We start from the raw sequence: 22,796 nt of genomic DNA, 5'->3' as shown, positions 1-22,796 counted from the left end.
TCCCAGTGCCTTCTGAACGCGCCGGGGACGTTTCGCGCGATGAGACCGGCGGTCGCAGGCATCAGGTCCCGCGCGGCTTCGCCCGCGTGGTCGCCTGAGCCGTCGCAGGATCCTCCGGCCACGGGTGTCTGGGGTAGCGTCCGCGCATTTCCGCCCGCACGGCGGTCCACGATCCCGCCCAGAAGCCGGGCAGGTCCTTCGTCACCTGCACCGGCCGCCGCGCCGGCGACAGCAGCGCCAACGTCAACGGCACGCGGCCGCCGGCGACGGTCGGATGCGTCGTCACCCCGAACAGCTCCTGCACCCTGACGTCCACACGCGGACCGCCTTCCGCGGCGTAGTCGATCGCCGCCGAGCCAAGCGGCGTCTCCAGTCTCGCGGGCGCCAGCCGCTCCAGATCGCGCTGCAGCTCCCACGGGATCAGGCTCCGCAGCCCCTGTTCCAGCGCGCCGTCAGGGATCGCCTCAACCGCCTGCACGTCGTCCAGCAGCGGCCACAGCCAGACCGCGCGCGCCTGAATCAGTCCCGCGTCCGACACGTCCGGCCAGCCGCTCTCGAGCTCGCCCAGAAACGCCAGCCGCGCCCGCAGCGCCGACGCGCGCTCGCCCCAGCGCAGGTCCTTCAGCCCCCGGGCGTCCACTCCGGACCTCAGCGCCGAGGTGATCTGCGCCCGATCAGGCGGGCCGATCACCTTCTCCTCCAGCACCAGCGCGCCGATCTTCCGCACCCGCCGCAGCTCCAGCCGCCCGCCCGGCGTGCGCGCCAACCGGTCCTCTTCCTCGACGCGATGATCCAGATCTGCGGGATCGACAGGCGCCGCCAGCCGCACCCGATCCCCGCCGTCCCCGCCCGACAGCTCCGCCACGGCCAGCCAGGGCTCGCGCGCCAGGGCGTCGGTCGGGTCCAGCTGGACCCCTCGCCCCGACGCCAGCAGGGCTTCCCCGGCCTTGCCGCGCGAGCGGGCCACGCGCTCGGGAAACGCCTCGGCCACCAGCCGGCCCGGCGCCGCCGACCCGCCCTTGCCGCCGCCAGCCGCACGGGCCCAGCGTTCGGCCAGCTTCAGCGCATCGCGCGCCCGGGCCGACCGGTCATGGTCCAGCTCCCTCAGGCGGTCCCGGAGGTCGGTCGACGTCCCGCCCAGCCCCGGCTCCGACAGGATCGCTGCGATCCGCGCGCCCGTCGCGGCGTCGCTGGCGTCCGAGGCGAAAGCGACCATGTGCGCCAGGCGGGGGCTGAGCGGAACGTCCGCCATCCGCCGGCCATGCGCCGTCAGAGCCCCGGTAGGGTCCAGCGCCCCCAGCCGGGTCAGCACGGCCCGCGCCTCGGCGAAGGCGCCCTTCGGCGGCGGGTCCAGCAGGTCGAGTCCCCCGGCGTCCCTCGCCCCCCACCGCGCCAGCGCCAGCGCCAGTCCGGTCAGATCGGCCTGGACGATCTCCGGCGGCTGGTGCGGGACCAGCCCCCGGGACTGCTCCTCGTCCCACAGCCGCAGGCACACGCCCGGCTCCGTGCGTCCCGCGCGCCCGCGGCGCTGTTCTGCCGACGACCGGCTGACCCGCACCGTCGCCAGCCGCGTCAGTCCGCTCGCGGGGTCGAAACGCGGAACGCGCGACAGGCCGCCGTCCACCACGACCCTGACGCCTTCGATGGTCAGGCTGGTCTCCGCCACGGGGGTCGCCAGCACGATCTTCCGCCGCCCCGGCCCTGCCGGCTTCACCGCCCGGTCCTGATCGGCCTTGTCCATCGCCCCGTAGAGCGGCGTGATCTCGACGGCCGGGTCGCGGACGCGCTCGGCCAGAAGGCGCGCCGTTCGGTGGATTTCGCCCTGTCCGGGCAGGAAGGCCAGGATGGATCCGTCTTCGGCCGCGAGCGCGTGGCGGATCGCGCGTGCCATGGCCTCCTCGAACCGCTCGCGGGGATCGCGGCCCAGATGCCGCGTTTCGACGGGATGGACGCGCCCCTGCGCCTCGATGACCGGCGGACCGCCCAGCAGGCGCGCGACGCCCGTCACGTCCAGCGTCGCCGACATCACAACCAGCCGCAGATCATCGCGCAACAGCTTCTGGCTCTCCCGCGCCAGGGCCAGACCCAGATCGCAGTCCAGACTGCGCTCGTGGAACTCGTCGAAAAGGACGGCGGCGACGCCCTCCAGGCCCGGGTCATCGAGGATCATCCGCGTGAAGACGCCCTCGGTGATCACCTCGACGCGGGTGTCGGGTCCGATCCGGCTCTCCAGGCGCGTGCGGTACCCGACCCGGCCGCCCGGCGCCTCGCCCAGCGTGCCGGCCATGCGCTCCGCCGCCGCGCGCGCGGCCAGCCTGCGCGGCTCCAGCACGAGGATGCGCCCGTCCCCCCGCCACGGCGCGTCCAGCAGCGCCAGCGGCACGACCGTCGTCTTGCCGGCGCCCGGCGGGGCCGCGAGCACGGCGACGTTCGACGTCGTCAGCGCCGCCGTCAGCTGGCTCAGGACCTCGTGGATGGGCAGGCGCATCGCCGGTCCCCTAGCCCGCCCGCGCGCTCACGGCCAACCTTCCCGATCGTCACGGCGCGTTCATCAAACGGAAACCGCGTTGCCACGCGGGGCGGGCGCCGCTAGCGTCCGCGCCAGCATCAAGCTGTCCCATAGGGGGGAGGAGTTCACATGTGGCGCGTTAAGTCACTCGACGCCATTCTGGCCACGGCCGAGAAGAAGTCTCTACATCGCTCGCTGGGCCCGCTGCAGCTGACGCTGCTGGGCATCGGCGCCATCATCGGCACCGGCATCTTCGTGCTGACCGCGGCCGCGGCCCAGAAGGCCGGCCCCGGGATGATGTACAGCTTCGTCATCGCCGGCGCCGTCTGTGCGGTGGCGGCGCTCTGCTACTCGGAACTGGCGGCCATGGCCCCGGTGTCCGGCTCCGCCTACACCTACACCTATGCCGTCATGGGCGAGCTGCTGGCGTGGTGCGTCGGCTGGGCCCTGATCCTCGAGTACGCCGTGGCCGCCTCGGCCGTGTCCGTCGGATGGTCGGGCTACATGCTCGGCCAGATCGAAAACGCGCTCGGCTTCGACTGGCCCGACCTGCTGCAGGCCGGACCGGTCTGGAGCATGAACGGCTGGATGCCGTCGCCCGACTTCTCGGCCGGCCTGATCAACGTTCCGGCCATCATCGTGGCCATGGCCGTCACCCTTCTGCTCATGATCGGCACGACGGAATCGGCGCGCGTGAACGCCGTCCTGGTGGCCATCAAGGTGGCCGCCCTGGGCGCCTTCGTGGTCCTGACGCTGCCGATCATCGACACGGCGAACTTCTCGCCCTTCGCCCCGAACGGCGCGTTCGGCCCGGCCGGCACGTCGGGCATGGGCATCGTCGGCGCCGCGGCCTCGATCTTCTTCGCCTACGTCGGCTTCGACGCCGTCTCGACCGCCGCCGAGGAAACCAAGAACCCGCAGCGCAACGTGCCCATCGGCCTGATCGGCTCGCTGGCCATCTGCACCATCTTCTACCTGCTGGTCGCCGCCGGCGCGGTGGGCGCCATCGGGGCCCAGCCCGTCCTCGGCGCCGACGGCTCCGCGGTCCAGCCCGGTTCGGCCGCCTTCACCGCCGCCTGCGCCCTCGCCGAGAACAGCCAGGCGCTGGTCTGCTCGAACGAGGCCCTCGCCCACGTCCTGCGCGTCGTCGGCCATGAGGGCGTCGGCAACGCCGTCGGCACCGCCGCCGTCCTGGCCCTGCCCTCGGTCATCCTGATGATGATCTTCGGTCAGACCCGGATCTTCTTCGTGATGGCGCGCGACGGCCTGCTGCCCGAAGCCTTCTCGCGGGTTCACCCCAAGTGGAAGACGCCGCACATCGTCACCCTGTTCACCGGCATGGCCGTGGCCACGGCGGGCGCCCTGTTCCCGGTCGGCCAGCTGGCGGACATCTCGAACTCGGGCACCCTGTTCGCCTTCTTCATGGTGTCGATCGCCGTGCTGATGCTGCGGGTGAAGGATCCGACCCGGCGCCGGCCGTTCAAGACCCCGCTGGTCTGGATCATGGCCCCGCTGTCGGCCGCCGGCTGCGCCTTCCTGTTCTGGAACCTGCCGCACGACGCCAAGATGGTGCTGCCGATCTGGGGCGGCATCGGTCTGGTGATCTATCTGCTCTACGGCATCCGCAAGAGCCACGTGGGCCGCGGCATCGTCGACGTGCCGGAACTGGCCGCCGACGCCCCTCCCGGACCGGTTCCGCCGATGCCGGGCGCGCCGTCGCCGACGGATCCGCACGACAAGCTCTGATCTCCGGATCAGCAACGCGAAGGCCCGGGAGCGATCCCGGGCCTTTTGCTTTGCCGCCCGGCGCCCTATTGCCCGGAACGGACCTGCGGATGTGGCGGAACTGGTAGACGCACTGGATTTAGGTTCCAGCGCCGCGAGGCGTGGAGGTTCGAGTCCTCTCATCCGCACCATCCTGCTTCGCCTTTGCAGGCTACGCAGGACCAGACCTCAGCCGGAACGGCGAAGCAGGATGCCCTGCGAAGCCTTGGCCTAGCAGGGCCAGCACTCTCTGCATGCCGCTTCGGAGCACCCCGAGTTCGACATGCCTGCGACGTTCTTGCTTTGTTCTCGCTTCGCGCTATCTTGTGCGCATGGCCGAGACCAAGGGCAGAGGGGCGCGATCCAATGCGACGGGGCGATATGAGCCTGAGACCATGCACGACGTCGACGACGGCTGGACCGCCGACGACGCCCCGGCCACGCCCCTGCGCACCCAGCTCACGCCCGAACGCGCGCGCACCATCATCGCCCGCAACCAGAGCCCCGACATCGGCTTCGACCGCTCCATCAACCCCTACAAGGGCTGCGAACATGGCTGCATCTACTGCTACGCCCGTCCGTCCCATGCCTGGATGGGCCTATCCCCGGGCCTGGATTTCGAGAGCCGGATCTTCTGGAAGCCGGACGCCGCACGTCTCCTGGAACAGGAGCTGTCAAAGCCCCGGTACGTCTGCAAACGCATCCACATAGGCGGCAACACCGACCCCTATCAGCCGGTGGAGCGCCACCTGAAGTCCACGCGCGAGATCCTGCAGGTCATGCGCCGCTTCAACCACCCGCTCTCGATCATCACCAAGTCGGGGCTGATAGCGCGCGACCTCGACCTGCTGGGACCGATGGGACGAGAAGGTCTGGCCTCGGCCTTCGTCTCTATCACCACCCTGGACCGGTCGCTGGCACGCGCCATGGAACCGCGCGCGTCGACGCCGGCGAAAAGACTCGAGGCCATCTCGCGTCTGGCCGAGGCCGGCGTGCCGGTGGGCGTAGGCTTCGCCCCCGTCATTCCCGGTCTGAACGACCACGAACTCGAGGCCGTGCTCGAGGCGGCGAAGACGGCCGGCGCCTCCACCGCCATGTACGTCACCCTGCGCCTGCCCCTCGAGATCAAGGACCTGTTCCGCGAGTGGCTGTCCGAAGCCAGACCGGACCGGGCCGCACGCGTCATGTCTCTGGTGCGCCAGACGCGCGGCGGCCGCGACTATGATCCCGACTGGGCCCAGCGCATGAAAGGATCGGGGCCTGTGGCTGATCTGATCGCCGCCCGGTTCAAGGCGGCAGTGAAGCGGCTGGGGCTCGACGGCCCTCGCCACGAGCTGGACGTCACCCGGTTTCGCGTCCCGCCCGACCTGCGCCCCCAGATGGATCTGTTCGACGCCGCCTGAGGCGCGGGGCTCCTTGGGGTCGGCGTGTTGCGATGATGGAAATGAGAGTCTTTTTTTTCTCCGACTCTCACGCCCTCACCGGACGAACGTCGCCACCAGTTCCACGTGACCGGACCACAGGAACTGGTCCACCGGCAGCACCCGCCCCAACCGGTACCCGCCGGCGACCAGAGCCGCCGCGTCGCGCGCGAACGTCACGGGATTGCAGCTGACATAGGCGATCCGCTCGACCTTGCGGGCGTCCACCAGCTGCCGGGTCTGCTCGATCGCCCCGGCACGGGGCGGGTCGATCACGGCGACGTCCACCCCTTTCAGGTCGAAGGGGGACAGCGGCCGTCGGAACAGGTCGCGCGCCTGGGCCTCGATCGTCTTCAGGCCCGTCGCCGTCCGCCTTCCGGCGTTCAGGGCCGCCGCGGCCTCGGCGCCCGCATCCGCCGCCAGCACCGGCGCGATCTCGGCCAGCGGGAAGGTGAAGGTGCCGGCCCCGCAGAACAGGTCCGCGATGCCTCTGGCGCCCTTCGCGGCGGCCATGACCTCGGCCACCATGATCGCCTCGGCCTGCGGCGACGCCTGCAGGAAGCCGCCCGGCGGCAGCGCCACCGTGGCCCGCCCGAACCGCACCGTCGGCGCCCGGCGCATCGCCAGCACCTCGCCGGCCAGGCTCAGCCGCGCCAGATCGGCCCGCGTCGCCGCCGCGATGGCCCGCGCCCGACCGTCGGCCGACAGGCCCCCGCCGGTCTTCCGCTCGACCCCCGTCACGTCCACGTCCAGCCCGGCGTCGGTCGCCGTGACGTGCAGGCTGGGCGCCGACTTCGGGTGCTCGAAGACGGCCGCCGCCACCTGGACCAGCGCCGGCAGGGCCGACACGATGCGCGGATCCGCGATGACGCAGGTCTCGATCTCCACCAGCCGCCACGACTTGCGCGCCTTGAACCCCAGAGCCACCGATCCGTCGGGGCGTCGCCGCGCGTGCAGGGCCACCCGACGCCGGACGTGTGGCGGCGTGGCCGCCGTCTGGACCACCTCCGCCCTCAGCCCCTCGCGCGCCAGGGCGTGGATCACCTGCTCGCGCTTCCAGTCCAGATACGGCGCGTCGGCCCAGTGCTGCAGGGCGCACCCGCCGCAGTCGCCGAAGTGCGGACACGGCGGCGCGACGCGCGCGGCGCTGGCCGCGACCAGGTCCACCATCTCGCCCCGCCCCTCGGCCACCTCGGCGTCGACCACCTCGCCCGGCAGGGTCAACGGCACGAACACCGCGCCGTCCGGGCCGCGCGCGACGCCGTCGCCCTGCCCCGCCACGCGCTCGATGTTCAGCCTGATCGCCATCGGCGGCTTCTCGCCGGGGCGGAGGCCGCGCGCAAGGGACGTTTCCTGAACGAACATGAACGCAGCGCTCAACGACCGTTCAGGCCGGCTGGCCGATAAGCGTCTCATCGGGCGACCCCGCCCCCTGATTTCACGAGAGAGTTCCATGGCCCGTTCGACCCGCCCGCTCGTCGCCCTCGCTTCCGCCGCCGTCGCGGCGGGCACGCTGGCGACCCTGGCCGTCCCGGCCCAGGCCCAGGACTACCGCTACGGCTCGCCGTATGGCTACGACCGCGGCTCGGCCGCCTACTGCGATCACGACCGCGGCCAGCGTCAGGCTGCGGGCGCCACCTTCGGCGCGGCGATCGGCGCGGTCGCCGGGTCGCAGATCGCGGCGCGTGGTCGCCGCACGGAGGGCAGCGTTCTGGGCGGCGTCGTCGGCGCCATGATCGGGGCCGGCGTCGGCTCCGGCTCGAGCTCGTCCGAATGCCGCGGCTACGACGACCGCTACGGCTACGACCGCAGCTATGACGACCGCCGCTACGGCTATCAGCAATCCTACGGCTATCAGCAGCCCTACGACCGCCGCTACGACGACCGGCGCCATGACGATCGCCGCTACGGCTACGACGCCTACGGACGCGACGGCTACGGCTGCCGCACCGTCCAGTATCGCGAACGCGACCGCTGGGGCCGCGAGGTGATCACCAGCCGCGAAGTCTGCGACGGCTACGGCTACTGACGAGATCCCGTCGCCGTTCTTTTCCAGCCCCCCTGTCGATCGGCGACGGGCCGGAGGCCCCCGGTGGAGCGATCCGCCGGGGGCTTTTCCTTGCGAGGGAGCGCCGCTTCAGGCGCGACGGGCCCACAGCAGCCATTCACGGTTCCCGTCGCCTCCGACGATGGGACTTTCGGTCGTGGCCTGAACCCGCCAGCCGGACGTCTCCAGCCAGGCCGCCACGCGGTCCAGCGCCGCCTGTCGTGCCGCGGCGTCACGCACAACGCCCTTGCGCCCCACCTCGCTGCGGCTGTCCATCTCGAACTGCGGCTTGACCAGCGTCACGAGGTCCGCACCGGGCGCGCCCAATCCCAGCGCAGCCGGCAGCACCTTGGCCAGGCCGATGAAGCTGGCGTCGCAAACGATGAGGTGCGGCGCCTGCGGGATCGTGTCCGCCGTCAGATCCCGCGCGTCGGTCCCTTCGAGGTTCACCACACGCCGGTCGTCCGCCACGGCCGGGTGCAGCTGTCCGCGGCCCACGTCCACCGCATAGACGCGAGCTGCGCCGGCCCGCAGGCAGACCTCCGTGAAGCCCCCCGTGGACGCCCCCACGTCCAGCACCGTCCGCCCCTCGACGGCCACGGGCCAGAGCTCCAGCGCGTGCGCCAGCTTCAGCGCGCCGCGGCCGACCCAGTCGTGCGCCTCACGCACCGTCAGCACGGCGTCCTCGGCTGTCTTCTGGGAGGCTGTGGTGGCCGCGGCGCCGTTCACGGTCACCCCGCCCGCCTCGATCGCGGCGCGCGCGCGCGCCCTGCTGGAAACCAGCCCGCGCGTGACCAGAAGCTGGTCCAGCCTGACCGTCAACCCAGGGCGGCCAGACGTTCGCGCGCGGCTTCCAGACGCGCACGGTCGGCCTCGGCCGCGGCCAGCTTGTCGCGCTGCTCCTGCACGACGTCCGGCGCGGCCCGGCCGACGAAGTTCGGGTTGTCGAGCTTCTTCGAGAACACGGCGACGTCGGCCTCGATGGCCTTGACCTCCTTGTCCAGGCGCGCGCGTTCGGCCGCCACGTCGACCAGCCCGGCCAGCGTCAGCGCCGCCGCTCCGCCGCCGGCGACGAAGGACACCGCCCCGGCCGGCGGCTGATCCGCGATCTCCACGCCGGAGACGCGGGCCAGACCCGTCAGCAGACTGCGGTGACGCTTGACGCGGTCCACCGTCGCCGCATCCGGCGCGATGAAGGTCAGCGGCGGCTTCGTCGTCGCCACGCCCATCTCGCCCTTGAGGGCCCGGATGGCCTCGACCACCTCGATCAGCCAGCCGATCTCGGCCTCGGCCCCGGCGTCGACGAAGCTTTCGGGCAGATCAGGCCAGGCGGCCCCCAGCAGCATGCCTTCGTCGCGCGGCGCGCCGGTTTTGCCGAGTTCGGCCCACAGCTCCTCGGTGATGAAGGGCATGACCGGCGCCAGCAGCTTGATGGTCTGGTCCAGCGTCCAGGCGGTCATGGCCCGCGTCTCGGCCTTGGCGGTCTCGTCGGCGCCCTGGAACACCGGCTTGGCCAGCTCCAGATACCAGTCGCAGAAGACGTTCCAGACGAAGCGATAGAGCACGTGCGCCGCTTCGTCGAACCGACCTGCTTCCAGCGCCGCGGACACCTGCCGCTCCGCCTTGGTCACCTCGCCACGAATCCAGAGGTTCAGCGTCGACGTCACGCCCGCCGGGTCGAACCCGGCCACGCGCGCGCAGTCGTTCATCTGGCTGAACCGCGCGGCGTTCCACAGCTTGGTGCCGAAGTTGCGATAGCCTTCAATGCGCTGCTTGGACAGCTTGATGTCGCGTGTGCCCGACAGGATGGCCATGGTGAAGCGCAGGGCGTCGGCGCCGACCTCATCGACGATCTCCAGCGGGTCGATGACGTTGCCCTTGGACTTCGACATCTTCTGGCCCTTCTCGTCGCGGACCAGGCCGTTGATGATCACGCGCTTGAAGGGCGCCTCGCCGGTGAAGTGAAGGCCCATCATCATCATCCGGGCGACCCAGAAGAAGATGATGTCCGCCGCCGTCACCAGGTCGCTGGTCGGGTAGAACCGCTTCAGATCCGACGTCTCGTCCGGCCAGCCCATGGTCGAGAACGGCCACAGGGCCGAGCTGAACCAAGTGTCCAGCACGTCCTCGTCCTGCGTCAGCGGCAGGTCGCCGGCCTGGGCGCGGGCCTCCGCCTCCGTCTCGGCGACGAAGATCTCGCCGCTCGGGCCGTACCAGGCGGGGATGCGGTGCCCCCACCACAGCTGGCGGCTGATGCACCACGGCTCGATGTTGCGCAGCCATTCGAAATAGATCTTCTCATAGCTCTTCGGCTCGAAGACCGTGTCGCCGTCCTCGACGGCCTTCAGCGCGGGCTGCGCCAGCACCTTGGCGTCGACGTACCACTGGTCCGTCAGCCAGGGCTCTATGACCACGCCCGACCGGTCGCCGTGCGGCACCACGTGGCGGGTCTTCTCGACCTGTTTCAGCCAACCCTCTTCCTCGGCCCGCGCGACGATCGCCTTCCGCGCGGCGAAGCGTTCCATGCCCTCATACTCGGCCGGCACGTCGGACGTGTCCGCGGCGGTGATGCGGCCGAAGCCGTCCATGACGTTGAGCGCCGCCAGCCCGGCCCGCTTGCCGACGCCGAAATCGTTGAAGTCGTGCGCCGGCGTGATCTTCACGGCGCCGGAACCCTTGGTCGGATCGGCGTAGTCGTCCGCCACGATCGGAATGCGCCGACCGGTGATCGGCAGGATCACCGACTTGCCGGCCAGCCCGGCATAGCGCCGGTCGTCCGGATGCACCGCCACGCCCGTGTCGCCCAGCATGGTCTCCGGTCGAGTCGTCGCCACGACGATGAAGTCGCGCGTCTCCCACTCCGTCGCCTTTCCGTCCTCGTCGAAAGCGATCGGGTGCTCATAGGTGACCCCGTCGGCCAGCGGATAGGCGAAGTGCCAGTAGGCCCCATCGACCTCCTTCTGCTCGACCTCCAGATCCGAGATGGCGGTCTGGAAATGCGGGTCCCAATTCACCAGGCGCTTGTCACGATAGATCAGGCCTTCCCTGTGCAGCTGCACGAAGACCTTGCGCACGGCCGCAGACAGGCCCTCGTCCAGCGTGAACCGCTCGCGTGACCAGTCGCAGCTGGCGCCCAGCCGGCGCAGCTGGCGCACGATCGTGCCCCCGCTCTCGGCCTTCCACTTCCAGACCGTCTCGACGAAAGCGTCGCGACCCATGTCGCGGCGCCCGACGTTGCCGGCCGCCGCAAGCTGACGCTCAACGACCATTTGCGTCGCGATGCCCGCGTGGTCGGTGCCCGGCAGCCACAGCACCGCCTTCCCCCGCATCCGGTGATAGCGCGCCAGCACGTCCTGCAGCGTGTTGTTCAGCGCGTGGCCGATGTGCAGGCTGCCGGTCACGTTCGGCGGCGGGATGACGAGGGAATAGGTCTCGCTCGCGTCGTCGCGCGGCGCGAACAGGCCGCTCTCCTCCCATTGGGCGTACAGACGCGGTTCGGCGGACTTCGGGTCGAAATTCTTCTCAAGCATATGGGTCGTCTCGGTCATGGCGGCGCGTCTGTCCAGCGCGCAAAGGAAAAGGGCGGCCCCGCCGTGGGAGCCGCCCCTGGATGGGATCGCGAGGGTGCGAGGGCTCAGCCGGCGTTGCGGGCGATGCGTTCGACTTCCTTGCGTACCTGGGCCTCGACGATGGCCGGCAGGTTGGCGTCCAGCCATTCCTTCAGCATCGGGCGCAGCAGAGAGCCGACCAGCGCCTCCAGCGACGTGCCGGCGCCGGCCGGCAGGTCCGGCTCGGCCGGCTTGCGCACCGCGGCGGTCAGGCCGGCGAAGGCCGAAGCGGCGGCGCCCGCGGCGGCGGCCCCGATCAGGCCGTCGCCCGAGGGCGCGGCTGCCGGAGCGGCGACCGGGAAGGGCTCGGGCTCCGGCGCCCACGCGGGCTCCGGGGCCGACGGGGTCACGTCCAGATCGCCGATGGTCTCGGCGGCCACGGGTTCCTGGTAGCGGTCGGTCAGCTCGAGGACGTCGTCCTCCTGCACCGAAGGCGTCTCGTCCATCATGGCCGGCGAGACGTCGACCGGTTCGGGCTCGGACTCATAGGCCGGCGCGGGCTCCGGGGCCGGCTCGGCGGCGGCGACCTGCGCCGTCTCGGCGGGCGCGTCGTCTTCGGAGATGATCCGGCGGATCGACGCCAGGATTTCCTCCATCGTCGGTTCCTGGGCGGTCTGATCGGTCATGGTTCAACCTTGGACGAGGAGCCGCGAGGAGCGGCCGACGGCGTGAAGGGACGCCCTGTCGTCGCACCATCGGCAGGCGGAATCAACGGACGTTTTTCGCGTCTCAGGTTAATACGGACGCAGCTCGCCCGGCGCCGTCTGGATCACGTCGCCCTTGAGCCGCTGGTCGATCGGGGCGTCCGGCGCGTCCGGGGTGGCGGTGATCGGCGGGGCGGCGATGCGGTCCAGCGCCTCGATGGCGCCTTCCCACGGCAGGGCGCCGCGATTGCGCACGCGCTGGTAGTTGGCGGCCGGATCATAGACCTCCGTGCCGGGGGCCAGCACGCCGATGTCCAGCCGGCCCATGGCCAGCAGCAGGTTGGCCTGGGCGACGTATTCGTTGCGGCGGGCCGTCGCGAGCGACACCTCGGCGTTGCGCAGCTCCAGCTCGCCGTTGAGCACGTCCAGCGTGGTGCGCAGGCCGACCTGCGCTTCCTGCCGCACGCCCTCGGCGGCGACGGTGGCGGCCCGGACGGCCTCCTCGCCGGCCAGCACCGTGGCGCGCGCCGACACCAGTTGGGCATAGGCGTTCGACACGGACTGGAGCACGTCGCGACGCTCGCCCTCGATGGCGATCTGGGCGACGTTGGCCTGTTCCAGGGCCTGGGCGACGCGCGAGCCGTTCAGGCCGCCGGTGAAGATCGGGACCGACAGGGTCGCGCCGGCGCGGAACGCGGTGTTGTCGGCCAGCTCGCCCAGATCGCCGAGGCTGCTGGTCGATCCGCCGTACGACGCAGTGGCGCGCACGGACGGCAGATACTCGGCGCGGGCCAGGGCGACCCGCGCCTCGGCCGCCGACAGGCCGTAGAGGGCCGAACGGATCGACGGGTTCTCGATCAGCGCGACTTCCAGCGCGCCGTCGAAGTCCGCCGGAATGCCCGGCAGTTGCGGCAAGGGCGCAAGCGTGCCGGGGGCCTGACCGACCACGGCGGCATAGGCCGCGCGGCTGACGGCCAGCTGGGCGCGGGCGTTGGCGAGGTCGGCCTGCGACTGGGCCAGACGCGCTTCCGCCTGCGCCACGTCCGTCCGCGTGATCTCGCCCACCTCGAACCGCGCGTTGGCCTCGTCCAGCTGGCGCTGCAGAACGGTCAGGTTGGACTCGCGGATCCGCAGGATCTCCTCGTCGCGGAGCACGTCGGCATAAACCTGGATCACCGAGGCCAGCACCTGCTGCTCGATGCCGCGCAGATTTTCGCGTCCGGCCAGAACGTTGGCCTCCGCGACCGAGATGCCCAGCCCGATGCGCCCGCCGGACCACAGGGTCTGCGACAGGCCGATGCTGACGCTGCCCGTGTCGCTTTCCTGCACGCCGCCGGTGGTCACCGGCGTGTCGGGGATGCCGTCCATGTTCGTGTCGACCAGCGTGGTGACGCTGGGGCTGTCGGTGCGGGAATAGTTGGCGCTGGCGGACACGTCGATCGTCGGACGCAGCCCCGACCGCGCCTGCGGCACCGACTCGTCCAGCGCCCGCTGGCTGGCCCGCTGCCCGAGGACCGTCGGGTTGGTGCGATAGGCCAGATCCGCCGCGTTCTGCAGGTTGTCCTGCGCGAAGGCGGGGGCCGCCAGACCGGCCGCGACGGCCAGGACGGCGGCGGAGACCAACGCTCGGGTGCGGTTCAGCATGTTCAGACCTTGAGACCCGGCGTCGGGGGAGCGGCGCCGTATTGTGACCGAGGTAAGTGCGGAAACCCTCTGCCGCACGCCAGTTAAGTTTTATTCACGCGCGAAGGGCCGCGATCCGTCGTCACAGGGCGAAGACAGGGGCCGGGCGAAGCGCTTCCAGGACCGGCGGCGCCGCGTCGAACAGCTCGCGGCGCGACAGACCGCCCTGCTCTCCGCGGACGTAGAGGACGGCGTGGCCGACGGGTCCGTCCCGTTCGACCAGGACGGCGCGCCCGCCGGGTTTCAGGGCGTTCAGCCAGGCCTCGGGCCGCACCGGCACGCCGGCTTCGCTGACGATCAGGTCCCAGCTTTCGCCGTGAGGCTGGTCCAGCGGCGCGACCACGGTCGTCACGCCCTGCTCTTCCAGCGCGGCTCCGACGACGTCGAAGACGGCGGGATCGGCTTCCTGCGCGGTGACCTTCAGGCCCATGCGCGACAGCACGGCGGCGGCATAGGGGCCGGCGACCGCCAGGGCGCGCTCGCCGTCACGCGGCACGGCGAACTGAAGCATCTTGGCGACCTCGCGGACCTCCATCAGGCTACGGCCCGCGGCGATCTCGACCTCGACCTCGGCATAGGCCGAGAACTCGCGCCCCGGGGAGCAGAACATCTCGCGCGGAACGGCCAGCAGGGCCGCCTGCAGCGCCCGGTCGGTGACGTCGTTGACGCGGACCTGGCTGTCCACCATCGCCTTGCGCGCCGCCGTCATGTCCATCTTTGTCACCAGCCGTTGATTTACAGCGCGCTTATAGGCGAAGCCGCGCGCGTGGGGAACCGTCAATACGGTCGTGACGCGCTGATTTCAAAGTCGCGTTGCGGCGCGTGATCCGATCTGATAGCTGACGCCCCTCGCGATGACGCGGGCCTTTTCGAGGCCCCGCGGCCTGATGGCGGAGTGGTGACGCAGCGGACTGCAAATCCGCGAACCCGAGTTCGATTCTCGGTCAGGCCTCCATCGCGATTTCCGTCAGATCACCACCACGGATGCGGCCGCGCCGTGAAGCCGGCCGCGCGTTCCAGCGCGTCGGCCACCTGGAACACCGTCGCCTCGTCCAGCGCCTTGCCGATGACCTGCAGACCCAGCGGCAGGCCGCCGGAGTCCAGCCCCGCCGGCACCGAGATGCCCGGCAGGCCGGCCAGATTGGCCGTCACCGTGAAGATGTCGTTCAGATACATCTGCAGCGGATCGATCTGCTTGTCGCCCAGCGCGAAGGCGGCCGACGGCGTCGAGGGCGTCAGAATGGCGTCCACGCGACCCCAGACGTCGTCGAAGTCCTGCGCGATGCGGCGGCGCACCTTCAGCGCGCGGACGTAGTAGGCGTCGTAGAAGCCGGCGGACAGCACATAGGCGCCGATGGTCAGGCGACGCTGCACCTCCTTGCCAAAGCCCTCAGCGCGCGAGGTCTCGTAGAGGTCGGTCAGCGATTTCGCCTCGCCCGCGCGGTGGCCGAAACGCATGCCGTCATAGCGGGCGAGGTTCGACGACGCCTCGGCGGGGGCGATGATGTAGTAGGCCGGCAGGGCGTACTTCGTGTGCGGCAGGCTGATCTCGACGATCTCCGCCCCGCCCTCCTTCAGCCACTGGACGCCCTGGTCCCACAGCTTCTGGATTTCGGCGGGCATGCCGTCGACGACGTATTCCTCGGGCACGCCGATCCGCAGCCCCTTGACGCCTTTGCCCAGCGATTGGGTCCAGTCCGGCGTCTCGACGTCCAGACTCGTGGAGTCTTTCGGGTCCCATGAGCACATCGAGCGCAGCAGAATCGCCGCGTCCTCGACCGTCTTCGTGATCGGCCCGGCCTGATCCAGCGAGCTGGCGAAGGCCACCATGCCGAACCGGCTGGCCCTGCCGTAGGTCGGCTTGATGCCCACCGTGCCGGTGAAGGCCGCCGGCTGACGGATCGACCCGCCGGTGTCTGAGGCCGTCGCGGCCAGGCACAGATCGCCCGCGACCGACGAGGCCGAACCGCCCGACGACCCGCCGGGTGTCAGGTCGGCGTTCGAGGTCTTCGACTTCCACGGATTGACCACGGGGCCGAAAGCGCTGGTCTCGTTGGACGAGCCCATGGCGAACTCGTCCATGTTCAGCTTGCCCAGCATGACCGCGCCGTCGCGCCACAGATTGGCGGTGACGGTGGATTCGTACGGCGGCACGAACCCGCGCAGCATGTTCGATCCGGCCGTCGTCTGGACGCCGTCGGTGCAGAACAGATCCTTGATGCCCAGCGGCGCGCCCTCCAGCGGCGCCGCCTCGCCGGCCCTCAGCCGCGCGTCCGAGGCCCTGGCCATGCCCAGCGCCTTGTCGGCCGTGATCTCGACGTAGGCGTTCAGCGTCGGATTGGCCGCATCGATGCGGGTCAGGAAGGCCGTGGTGATTTCTTCCGACGAGAAGTCGCGCGCCTTCAGGCCATCCAGCGCGGCCTTCAACGTCAGGGCGGTCAGCTCGCTCATTCCACCACCTTGGGCACGACGAAGAAGCCGTCCGCCGATTTCGGGGCGTTCGACAGCACCGAGTCCACCTTCGCGCCGTCGGTCACGACGTCGTCCCGCAGGCGCAGGGGCTGGGCCACATTCGAAGTCATCGGCTCGACGCCGTCCACGTCGACCTCGTTCAGCTGCTCGATCCACGCCAGGATGCCGTTCAGCTCGGCGGCCAGCGGCTCCAGCCGCTCCTCGGGCGTCTTGATGCGGGCGAGGTGCGCGACCTTGCGCACCGTCGCGGCGTCGATGGCCATGCGGCCCTCCTGCGCGTGCGGTGAAGCGGCGGGATTAGCCGCGCGGTGGCCAAACCTCAAGGACGGCGCGCGATCAGCAGGATCCAGCGGGCGTCGTCGCCCTCGAAGGCGTGGCGCCACGTCAAGATGAGACCGGCGGTCGCTGCGGCCGCTGCGACCTCCGACTCCGATCGCCGGATCACGCGGTACGTCCCGCCTTCGGATCCCGTTTGATCGCGTTCGCCTGCGCCTTCCTGAAAGCTCGTCAGCAGCAGTGCGCCCGGCTTCAGCGCGACCGCGATGCGGGTGAGGACGTCCGCCGTTTCGGACCGCTCGACGTGCTGCATGACGTAAAGGGCGACGATCCCGTCCCACGGCCCGCCCAGATCCTCGGTGACCAGGTCCAGGCGCTCGATCCCCTTCCCCCGTGCCCGCTGAAGACGGATGAAGCCATCCGACAGCTCGGTGCGCACGACCGTCAGACCCAAGGCCTCCAGCGCGTCGGCGTCCCAGCCCGGGCCCGACGCCAGTTCCAGCACGCCCGCGCCCGCTCCCACCTCGTGCGCGAACCGCTCGATCGCCATCCGCGTCTGAGGATGGCCGTCGCGGGTGAGCTCGGCATAGGTGGGCGCGTAGGCGTCGTACGCCTCGACCGTGCGGGTGCGGTTCCCGGTCACCGGGCGGGCGTGACCGTCACCTGTGCGGGCGCAGCCCCGTTCGGCCCAGCCGCCCAGCCGACTATCAGGCGGCGACTGCGCGAGGAGATGGCGCTGGTCGCGGGATCCATGACGCTTTCCTCGACCTCGACGTCGACCCGCCCGGGGCCGCTCGACAGCACGCGGTAGGCGAGGAAATCCCCGACGCGGAACACGCGCCAGCCCTCGGCCGGATCCACGAAGAAGGCGACGTGGGTGTAGAGGCCGTTCATCGCCGGGTCCCCGCCGCCCGTGCCGAACATCTTCACGGTCAGTCCGCCTTGCCCCTGCAACTGGTCCAGCTGCACGACCGCGGCGGCCTGCTGGACGTCGGCCGCCCCGTCGGGCGCCAGCGTCTGGGGCGGCCCGGCCGGCGTCAGCGGACCGGCCTGCGGCGGCGGCGGCGGACCGGCGGGCGCCGGCTCGGGAGGCGTCGCTCCCGGCTGGGCGCCGGGCGTCGACGCCCCGGGCGTTCCGTCAGAGGGCGCGTCGCACGCCGCCAGAACCAGCAGGGCCGCGAACGGCGCGAGAACCCGGACGCGCATGGGAACCTCCGATGTTGAAAGCGCAGCTTGCGCCTTGACTTGCGGCTGCGCCAGTCCCACCGCCGCGGGGTGATCGACCTGACGCTTGAACAGCTCCGCGAACAAACGCCCGCGAACACGCCGTGGTTCGGACTGGATCTCGGCGAAAAGACGATCGGCGTCGCCACCTCCGACCCCGCGCGCGTCATCGCCAGCCCGCTTCAGCTGATCCGCAAGACGAAGTTCACGGAGGACGCCAACGCGCTGCTGAAGCTCATGGACGGCCGCGGCGCCTCGGGGCTGGTGATCGGCCTGCCGCTCAACATGGACGGCAGCGAGGGGCCCCGCGCCCAGTCCTGTCGTGCCTTCGCCCGCAATCTTCAGCGCTTGCGCGCCGTGCCAGTGGCCTTCCAGGACGAGCGCCTGTCCACCAGCGCGGTCGAGCGGTTCCTGATCGAGGACCTGGACCTGAACCGCAAGCGCCGCGCCCAGGTCGTGGACCGCACCGCCGCCGCGTGGATCCTGCAGGGCGCGCTGGATCGGCTGCGCGCCTGATGGCGGCCCTGCTCGCAGGCGTCCTGCCCGTCTTCGTGCTGATCGCCATCGGCTACGGCCTGCGCAAGTCCGACTTCCTGCCCGACGCGACGTGGCGGCCGATCGAGAAGCTGTCGATCAACCTGCTCTATCCCGGCTTCCTGATCCCCGCGATCTGGAGCGCCGACATCTCGGGCGGCGGCGCGGGCGCGGCGGGTATGGCCGCGGTCAGCGCCGTTCTGCTCATCGCGTCCGTCACCCTGGCGCTGAAGCGGGTCATCCGGCTGGACGGCCCGGCCTACACCAGCGTGTTCCAGGGCGTGATCCGCTGGAACAGCTTCGTCTTCCTGCCCGTCATCCAGTCGGTCTACGGTCCAGACGGCCTCGCCCTCGCCGCCGTCGTCATCGGCGCGATGATCCCGGTGACCAACGTCCTGTGCGTCGTCGTGCTGGAACGGTGGGGCGCCGACCGCAAGCCGCTGTCCGCCCTGTCGCTGGCACGGGCCATCATCTCCAATCCGATCCTGGTCGCCTGTCTGATCGGGCTGGCCCTGAACCTCGCCCGGGTCCCCCGCCTGCCGGGTCTGTCCGACACGCTCGAACTGCTGGGAGCGGCCGCCCTGCCCCTCGGCCTGATCGTCGCGGGCGCAGGTCTCAGCTTCGCCGAGGTCGCGCGGCGCAAGGTCACCATCGCCGCCGTGACCTGCGTCAAGCTGGTCGTCACGCCGCCGCTGATGTGGGGCCTCTGCGTCCTCTACGGCGGAGACGCGACGGCCCAGGGCATCGCGCTGATGTGCGGGGCCGCCCCGGGCGCCGCCGCCAGCTACATGCTGGCGCGTCAGATGGGCGGCGACGCGCCGTTGATGGCCGGCATCGTCGCCCTGACCACGGTCGCGGCCGCCGCCGTCATCCCGATCCTGCTGGTGCTGTTCCATCTGGCCTGAGTCTGGCCTATGACGCGGCTTTGATGACCGAGGCCGCCGTCCCCGACGCGATCCGAGAGCGGCTGACGCCGTTTCCTGCCGACCATTTCCTGTCGGCGACCGACCTCGATCCTCCCGCCGCGCACGCGCTGCTGGATCTGGCCGACGCCTTTGCGGATCACAACCGCTCGGCCTCTGCGCGTCCGCTGGACCTGATGGCCGGGCGCACCGTGGTGAACCTGTTCTTCGAGAATTCGACGCGCACCTCATCCTCCTTCGAGATCGCGGCCAAGCGTCTGGGCGCGGACGTCGTGACCATGCCCGTGCAGGCCTCGTCGGTGGCCAAGGGCGAGACGCTGATCGACACGGCCGTCACCCTGAACGCCATGTCCCCGGAAATTCTGGTCGTGCGCCACGGCGCGTCGGGCGCCGCGCATCTGCTGTCGCAGAAGGTCGGCTGCGCGGTCGTGAACGCGGGCGACGGCCGGCACCAGCACCCGACCCAGGCCCTGCTCGACGCCCTGACCATCCGCCGCGCCTTCGGAGACGTGGGCGGCTTGACGGTCGCCATCTGCGGCGACGTCGCCCACAGCCGGGTGGCCCGCTCGAACATCGCCCTGCTGTCGATGCTCGGCGCCCGCGTGCGTCTCGTAGGACCGCCCACCCTGATCCCTTCGGCCGCAGAGCGTTGGGGCTGCGAGGTCTTCCACCACATGCGCGAGGGCCTGGCGGGCGCCGACGTGGTCATGATGCTGCGTCTGCAGCTGGAACGGATGGAAGGCGCCCTGATCCCCTCCACACGCGAGTACTTCCGCTTCTGGGGCCTCGACCGCGAGAAGCTGGAGTGGGCGGCCCCGGGCGCGAAGGTCATGCATCCCGGCCCCATGAACCGCGGCGTGGAAATCGACTCCGACGTCGCCGACGACCTGTCCGTCTCGCTGATCCAGCAGCAGGTCGAGATGGGCGTCGCGGCGCGCATGGCCGTGCTGGCCGCCCTTGCCGAGCGCCGTCACGGAGGCGGCCGATGAGGGCCCTCGCCTTCGTCAATGCGCGCCTTCTGGACCCCGGCTCGGGTCTGGACGCGACCGGCGCCGTGCTGGTCGAGGACGGTCGCATCGTCGACGTCGCCACGGGCGGCTCGGCGCCGTCGGGGGTGGAGGTGATCGACGCGGGGGGCCTCTGCCTCGCGCCTGGTCTGATCGACGTCCGCGTGAAGACGGGCGAGCCCGGCGCCGAGCCCAAGGAGACCCTGAAATCGGCCAGCCTCGCGGCGGCGGCGGGCGGGGTCACGACCATGGTGGTGCAGCCGGACGTCGATCCGGCCGTAGACGATCCGGCCATGATCGACTTCGTCCACCGCCGAGGCGCCGCGCTGGATCTGGTCCGGATTCTGGCCGCCGGCGCCCTGACCCGGGGTTGCGCGGGCGAACGCATGGCCGAGATCGGCCTGATGGCCGAGGCCGGCGCCGCCTACTTCACCGACGGCGACCGCACCATCGTGAACAGCCGCACCCTGCTGCGGGTGATGACGTACGCGGCCGCCTTCGACGCCCTGGTGGCGGCACGTCCGGTCGAGCCGTGGCTGAGCGACGGCGCGGTGGCCACTTCCGGCGACGCCGCCGCCTGGTCGGGTCTGGCCGCCGCTCCGGCGCTCGCCGAGCGCATCCAGCTGGACCGCGATCTCGCCCTGGCCGAACTGACCGGCGCGCGCGTCCTGATCGACCTGATCTCCACGGAGGCCGCGCTGGACTCGCTCGACCGGGCCCGCGCGCGCGGGCTCGAGGTGGCGGCCAGCGTGTCGATCAATCACCTGTGCTTCAACGATCTGGACGCCGGCGACTGGCGCACGTTCTACCGGCTCGATCCGCCGCTCCGCACCGAGAGCGATCGACTGGCGATGATCGAAGGCGTGCGCGACGGCCGGATCGAGGTCATCACCTCCGCCCACACGCCCGCGCCGGCCGAAGACAAGCGTCGGCCCTTCGCCCAGGCCGCCCCCGGCGCCGTCGGGCTGGAGACGCTGCTGCCCGCCGCACTGGGCCTCCACCACGAGCACGACCTGACCCTGCTGGAAGTGTTGCGCCCGCTGACGCTGGGTCCGGCGGAACTGCTGGGTCTGGACGGGGGCCGCCTCACCCAGGGCGCGCCGGCCGACCTCGTGCTGTTCGATCCGAACGCGCCCGTCGTCATCGACGCGGACGCCCTGCGTTCCAAGTCGCGCAACTCCCCGTTCGACGGGCGCCGACTGCAGGGCAAGGTCATCGGGACGTGGGTCGGCGGGAGACGTGTCTTCGGCTAGCCGATGCGGACGCCCGTCATGGAGATCGATCCGCCCTCGATCACGTCGTTGAAGAAACTGACCTCGTCGCCCGGCCGGCGTTGCGCCGCGACGTAGAGCAGCGGCAGGAAGTGCTCGTCGGTCGGGACGCTCAGCTGGGCGTCCTCCGCCAGGCCCACCCAGTTCGTCAGCGCCTCGACATCGTTCCGGACGAGGGCCGACTTCACAGCCTCGTTGAACGACGTCGCCCAGGGAAAGGCGTCGCCTCCCTGCCGCTTCCAGGTCCGCAGGTTGTGCACGAAATCGCCGGAGCCCGCGATCATCACGCCTTCATCCCGCAGCGCGTTCAGGCGCCGCGCGGTCTCGACATGGCCCGCCGCGTCCAGGCTCCGATCCAGCGACACCTGCACGACCGGCACGTCGGCCTCAGGCCAGACGTGGGTCAGGACGGACCAGGCGCCGTGGTCCAGACCCCAGCTGTCCGTCGGCGTGGCGCCGGTCAGGTCGGCGACCCGCGCCGCCAGTTCCGGCGATCCCGGGGCGGGATACTCGTACGCGTGGAGCTCTGCGGGGAAGCCGCCGAAGTCGTGGATCGTCTCCGGCCGGGCCTGCGCCGTCACGCCCAGCCCGTCCGTCTCCCAGTGCGCGGACACCATCACGACGCCTCGGGGTTTGCCGATCTCGCGGCCCACGCGTCGCCACGCCTCGGCATACGGCCCGCCCAGGGCGTTCATGGGCGACCCGTGGCCGAAGAAGACGGCGGGCTGGATCACGCCGCGCCCTTCAGCAGTTTCGCCGCGGTTTCTGCGACGTAGCGTCCCTGCCAGCGCGCGCCTTCCAGCTCGTTGTCCGACGGCATCCGCGAGCCGTCGCCGCCCGTGATCGTCGTGGCGCCGTAGGGGCTGCCGCCGGTCACTTCGTCGATCCGGTTCTGGCCGGCCCATGCATAGGGCAGTCCGGCGATCAGCATGCCGTGGTGCAGCAGGGTCTGGATCAGCCCGATCAGCGTCGTCTCCTGTCCGCCGTGCTGGGTCGCGGTCGAGGTGAAGGCCGAGCCGACCTTGCCGACCAGGGCGCCTTTCATCCAGATCCCGCCGGTCTGGTCCAGATAGTTGCGCATCTGGCTGGCCGCCGTGCCGTATCGCGTGCCGGCGCCCACGATGACGGCGTCATAGCCGGCGAGGTCGTCGGGCTTCGCGATCGGCGCCGCCTGATCGAGCTTGTAGCCGCTCTGCTTCGCCAGCTCCTCGGGCACCAGCTCGGGCACGCGCATGACGTCAACAGTCGCGCCGTCGACCGAGCGGGCGCCTTCGGCCACGGCCTCCGCCATCTTTTCGATGTGGCCATAGGTGGAATGGTACAGGACCAGGATCTTCGGCATCGCGCCCTCTGTCTGAACTGGCGACGCCCATTCGTCACCGTATCAGTTGCGGATATGGCGACCTCGATCGG

20 protein-coding genes and 2 tRNA genes are annotated in these 22,796 nt (G+C 70.9%); 9 read left to right on the top strand and 13 right to left on the bottom strand.

What is annotated here, in order from left to right; all coding sequences use genetic code 11:
• Positions 1-61: 61 nt before the first annotated feature.
• Positions 62-2,488 carry an ATP-dependent helicase HrpB gene (hrpB, locus tag VGR32_RS09790; protein WP_327450125.1) on the bottom strand — a complete coding sequence of 809 codons (2,427 nt, stop codon included), beginning with the start codon at positions 2,486-2,488 and terminating at the stop codon, positions 62-64.
• 150 nt (positions 2,489-2,638) lie between these two features.
• On the opposite strand from hrpB, the gene VGR32_RS09785 reads away from it, so the two are divergent.
• From VGR32_RS09785 to VGR32_RS09775, 3 genes are all read left to right on the top strand, one after another.
• On the top strand, positions 2,639-4,255 hold the full coding sequence (locus VGR32_RS09785) for an amino acid permease (RefSeq protein WP_327450124.1): 1,617 nt from the start codon (positions 2,639-2,641) through the stop codon (positions 4,253-4,255).
• Positions 4,256-4,340: 85 nt separating this feature from the next.
• A tRNA-Leu gene (locus tag VGR32_RS09780) sits at positions 4,341-4,425 on the top strand.
• Between the two features lie 180 nt (positions 4,426-4,605).
• Entirely contained in the window at positions 4,606-5,676 is a 1,071-nt protein-coding gene (locus VGR32_RS09775; RefSeq protein WP_327450123.1) for a PA0069 family radical SAM protein, read from the top strand.
• 75 nt (positions 5,677-5,751) lie between these two features.
• Here VGR32_RS09775 and VGR32_RS09770 read toward each other — a convergent pair whose 3' ends face one another.
• Positions 5,752-7,002, bottom strand: coding sequence for a class I SAM-dependent RNA methyltransferase (locus tag VGR32_RS09770; protein WP_327450122.1), 1,251 nt, complete (start codon positions 7,000-7,002; stop codon positions 5,752-5,754).
• 145 nt (positions 7,003-7,147) lie between these two features.
• Between VGR32_RS09770 and VGR32_RS09765 the strand changes: the two genes are divergently transcribed.
• Positions 7,148-7,723 carry a hypothetical protein gene (locus VGR32_RS09765; RefSeq protein ID WP_327450121.1) on the top strand — a complete coding sequence of 192 codons (576 nt, stop codon included), beginning with the start codon at positions 7,148-7,150 and terminating at the stop codon, positions 7,721-7,723.
• A 108-nt stretch (positions 7,724-7,831) separates the two neighbouring features.
• On the opposite strand, the gene VGR32_RS09760 is transcribed toward VGR32_RS09765, so the two are convergent.
• The 5 genes from VGR32_RS09760 to VGR32_RS09740 all read right to left on the bottom strand — a co-directional run bounded on the left by VGR32_RS09760 (position 7,832) and on the right by VGR32_RS09740 (position 14,391).
• Complete coding sequence (locus VGR32_RS09760; RefSeq protein WP_327450120.1) at positions 7,832-8,563, bottom strand: TlyA family RNA methyltransferase; 732 nt, start codon at positions 8,561-8,563, stop codon at positions 7,832-7,834.
• The gene (locus VGR32_RS09755) at positions 8,560-11,271 is read right to left on the bottom strand and encodes a valine--tRNA ligase (protein ID WP_327450581.1); all 2,712 of its coding nucleotides are present in this window, start codon (positions 11,269-11,271) and stop codon (positions 8,560-8,562) included. Before VGR32_RS09755 ends, VGR32_RS09760 begins: the two co-directional genes overlap by 4 nt.
• 104 nt (positions 11,272-11,375) lie before the next feature.
• The gene (locus VGR32_RS09750; RefSeq protein ID WP_327450118.1) at positions 11,376-11,975 is read right to left on the bottom strand and encodes a DUF2497 domain-containing protein; all 600 of its coding nucleotides are present in this window, start codon (positions 11,973-11,975) and stop codon (positions 11,376-11,378) included.
• A gap of 108 nt (positions 11,976-12,083) precedes the next feature.
• Positions 12,084-13,637, bottom strand: coding sequence for a TolC family outer membrane protein (locus tag VGR32_RS09745; protein ID WP_327450116.1), 1,554 nt, complete (start codon positions 13,635-13,637; stop codon positions 12,084-12,086).
• A gap of 121 nt (positions 13,638-13,758) precedes the next feature.
• Positions 13,759-14,391, bottom strand: a complete 633-nt coding sequence (locus VGR32_RS09740; RefSeq protein WP_327450579.1) for a protein-L-isoaspartate O-methyltransferase — start codon at positions 14,389-14,391, stop codon at positions 13,759-13,761.
• Between the two features lie 166 nt (positions 14,392-14,557).
• Between VGR32_RS09740 and VGR32_RS09735 the strand changes: the two genes are divergently transcribed.
• Positions 14,558-14,631 (top strand) — tRNA-Cys (locus VGR32_RS09735).
• 17 nt (positions 14,632-14,648) lie between these two features.
• On the opposite strand, the gene gatA is transcribed toward VGR32_RS09735, so the two are convergent.
• From gatA to VGR32_RS09715, 4 genes are read right to left on the bottom strand one after another with little or no spacing between them, the layout of a single operon-like run.
• Positions 14,649-16,127 carry an Asp-tRNA(Asn)/Glu-tRNA(Gln) amidotransferase subunit GatA gene (gene gatA / locus VGR32_RS09730; protein ID WP_327450114.1) on the bottom strand — a complete coding sequence of 493 codons (1,479 nt, stop codon included), beginning with the start codon at positions 16,125-16,127 and terminating at the stop codon, positions 14,649-14,651.
• Positions 16,124-16,411 (bottom strand): Asp-tRNA(Asn)/Glu-tRNA(Gln) amidotransferase subunit GatC, encoded by a 288-nt coding sequence (gene gatC / locus VGR32_RS09725; RefSeq protein ID WP_327450111.1) that lies wholly within the window; start codon positions 16,409-16,411, stop codon positions 16,124-16,126. Before gatC ends, gatA begins: the two co-directional genes overlap by 4 nt.
• A gap of 56 nt (positions 16,412-16,467) precedes the next feature.
• Complete coding sequence (locus tag VGR32_RS09720; RefSeq protein ID WP_327450109.1) at positions 16,468-17,067, bottom strand: class I SAM-dependent methyltransferase; 600 nt, start codon at positions 17,065-17,067, stop codon at positions 16,468-16,470.
• Positions 17,064-17,630, bottom strand: coding sequence for a hypothetical protein (locus tag VGR32_RS09715; RefSeq protein ID WP_327450107.1), 567 nt, complete (start codon positions 17,628-17,630; stop codon positions 17,064-17,066). The genes VGR32_RS09720 and VGR32_RS09715 overlap by 4 nt, the downstream gene beginning before the upstream one ends.
• Positions 17,631-17,699: 69 nt before the next feature.
• Here VGR32_RS09715 and ruvX point away from each other — a divergent pair, with 69 nt between their 5' ends.
• Genes ruvX through pyrC form a run of 4 tightly spaced genes read left to right on the top strand, consistent with a single transcriptional unit; the run spans position 17,700 to position 21,365 of the window.
• Positions 17,700-18,164, top strand: a complete 465-nt coding sequence (ruvX, locus tag VGR32_RS09710) for a Holliday junction resolvase RuvX (protein ID WP_327450577.1) — start codon at positions 17,700-17,702, stop codon at positions 18,162-18,164.
• A complete protein-coding gene (locus tag VGR32_RS09705; RefSeq protein WP_327450105.1) occupies positions 18,164-19,087 on the top strand; it encodes an AEC family transporter in 924 nt (307 codons plus the stop codon). Before ruvX ends, VGR32_RS09705 begins: the two co-directional genes overlap by 1 nt.
• A gap of 23 nt (positions 19,088-19,110) precedes the next feature.
• Positions 19,111-20,094, top strand: a complete 984-nt coding sequence (locus VGR32_RS09700; RefSeq protein WP_327450103.1) for an aspartate carbamoyltransferase catalytic subunit — start codon at positions 19,111-19,113, stop codon at positions 20,092-20,094.
• Positions 20,091-21,365 carry a dihydroorotase gene (pyrC, locus tag VGR32_RS09695; RefSeq protein WP_327450101.1) on the top strand — a complete coding sequence of 425 codons (1,275 nt, stop codon included), beginning with the start codon at positions 20,091-20,093 and terminating at the stop codon, positions 21,363-21,365. Before VGR32_RS09700 ends, pyrC begins: the two co-directional genes overlap by 4 nt.
• Here pyrC and ygiD read toward each other — a convergent pair.
• Complete coding sequence (gene ygiD, locus VGR32_RS09690) at positions 21,362-22,117, bottom strand: 4,5-DOPA dioxygenase extradiol (protein ID WP_327450099.1); 756 nt, start codon at positions 22,115-22,117, stop codon at positions 21,362-21,364. The genes pyrC and ygiD overlap by 4 nt on opposite strands.
• Positions 22,114-22,725 (bottom strand): NAD(P)H:quinone oxidoreductase, encoded by a 612-nt coding sequence (gene wrbA, locus VGR32_RS09685; protein WP_327450097.1) that lies wholly within the window; start codon positions 22,723-22,725, stop codon positions 22,114-22,116. Before wrbA ends, ygiD begins: the two co-directional genes overlap by 4 nt.
• Positions 22,726-22,796: the final 71 nt, after the last annotated feature.

The organism is Brevundimonas sp., assembly GCF_035935935.1.
In the GTDB taxonomy this organism is placed as follows: Bacteria; Pseudomonadota; Alphaproteobacteria; order Caulobacterales; family Caulobacteraceae; genus Brevundimonas.
This window is presented reverse-complemented; position numbering and strand designations above follow the sequence as displayed.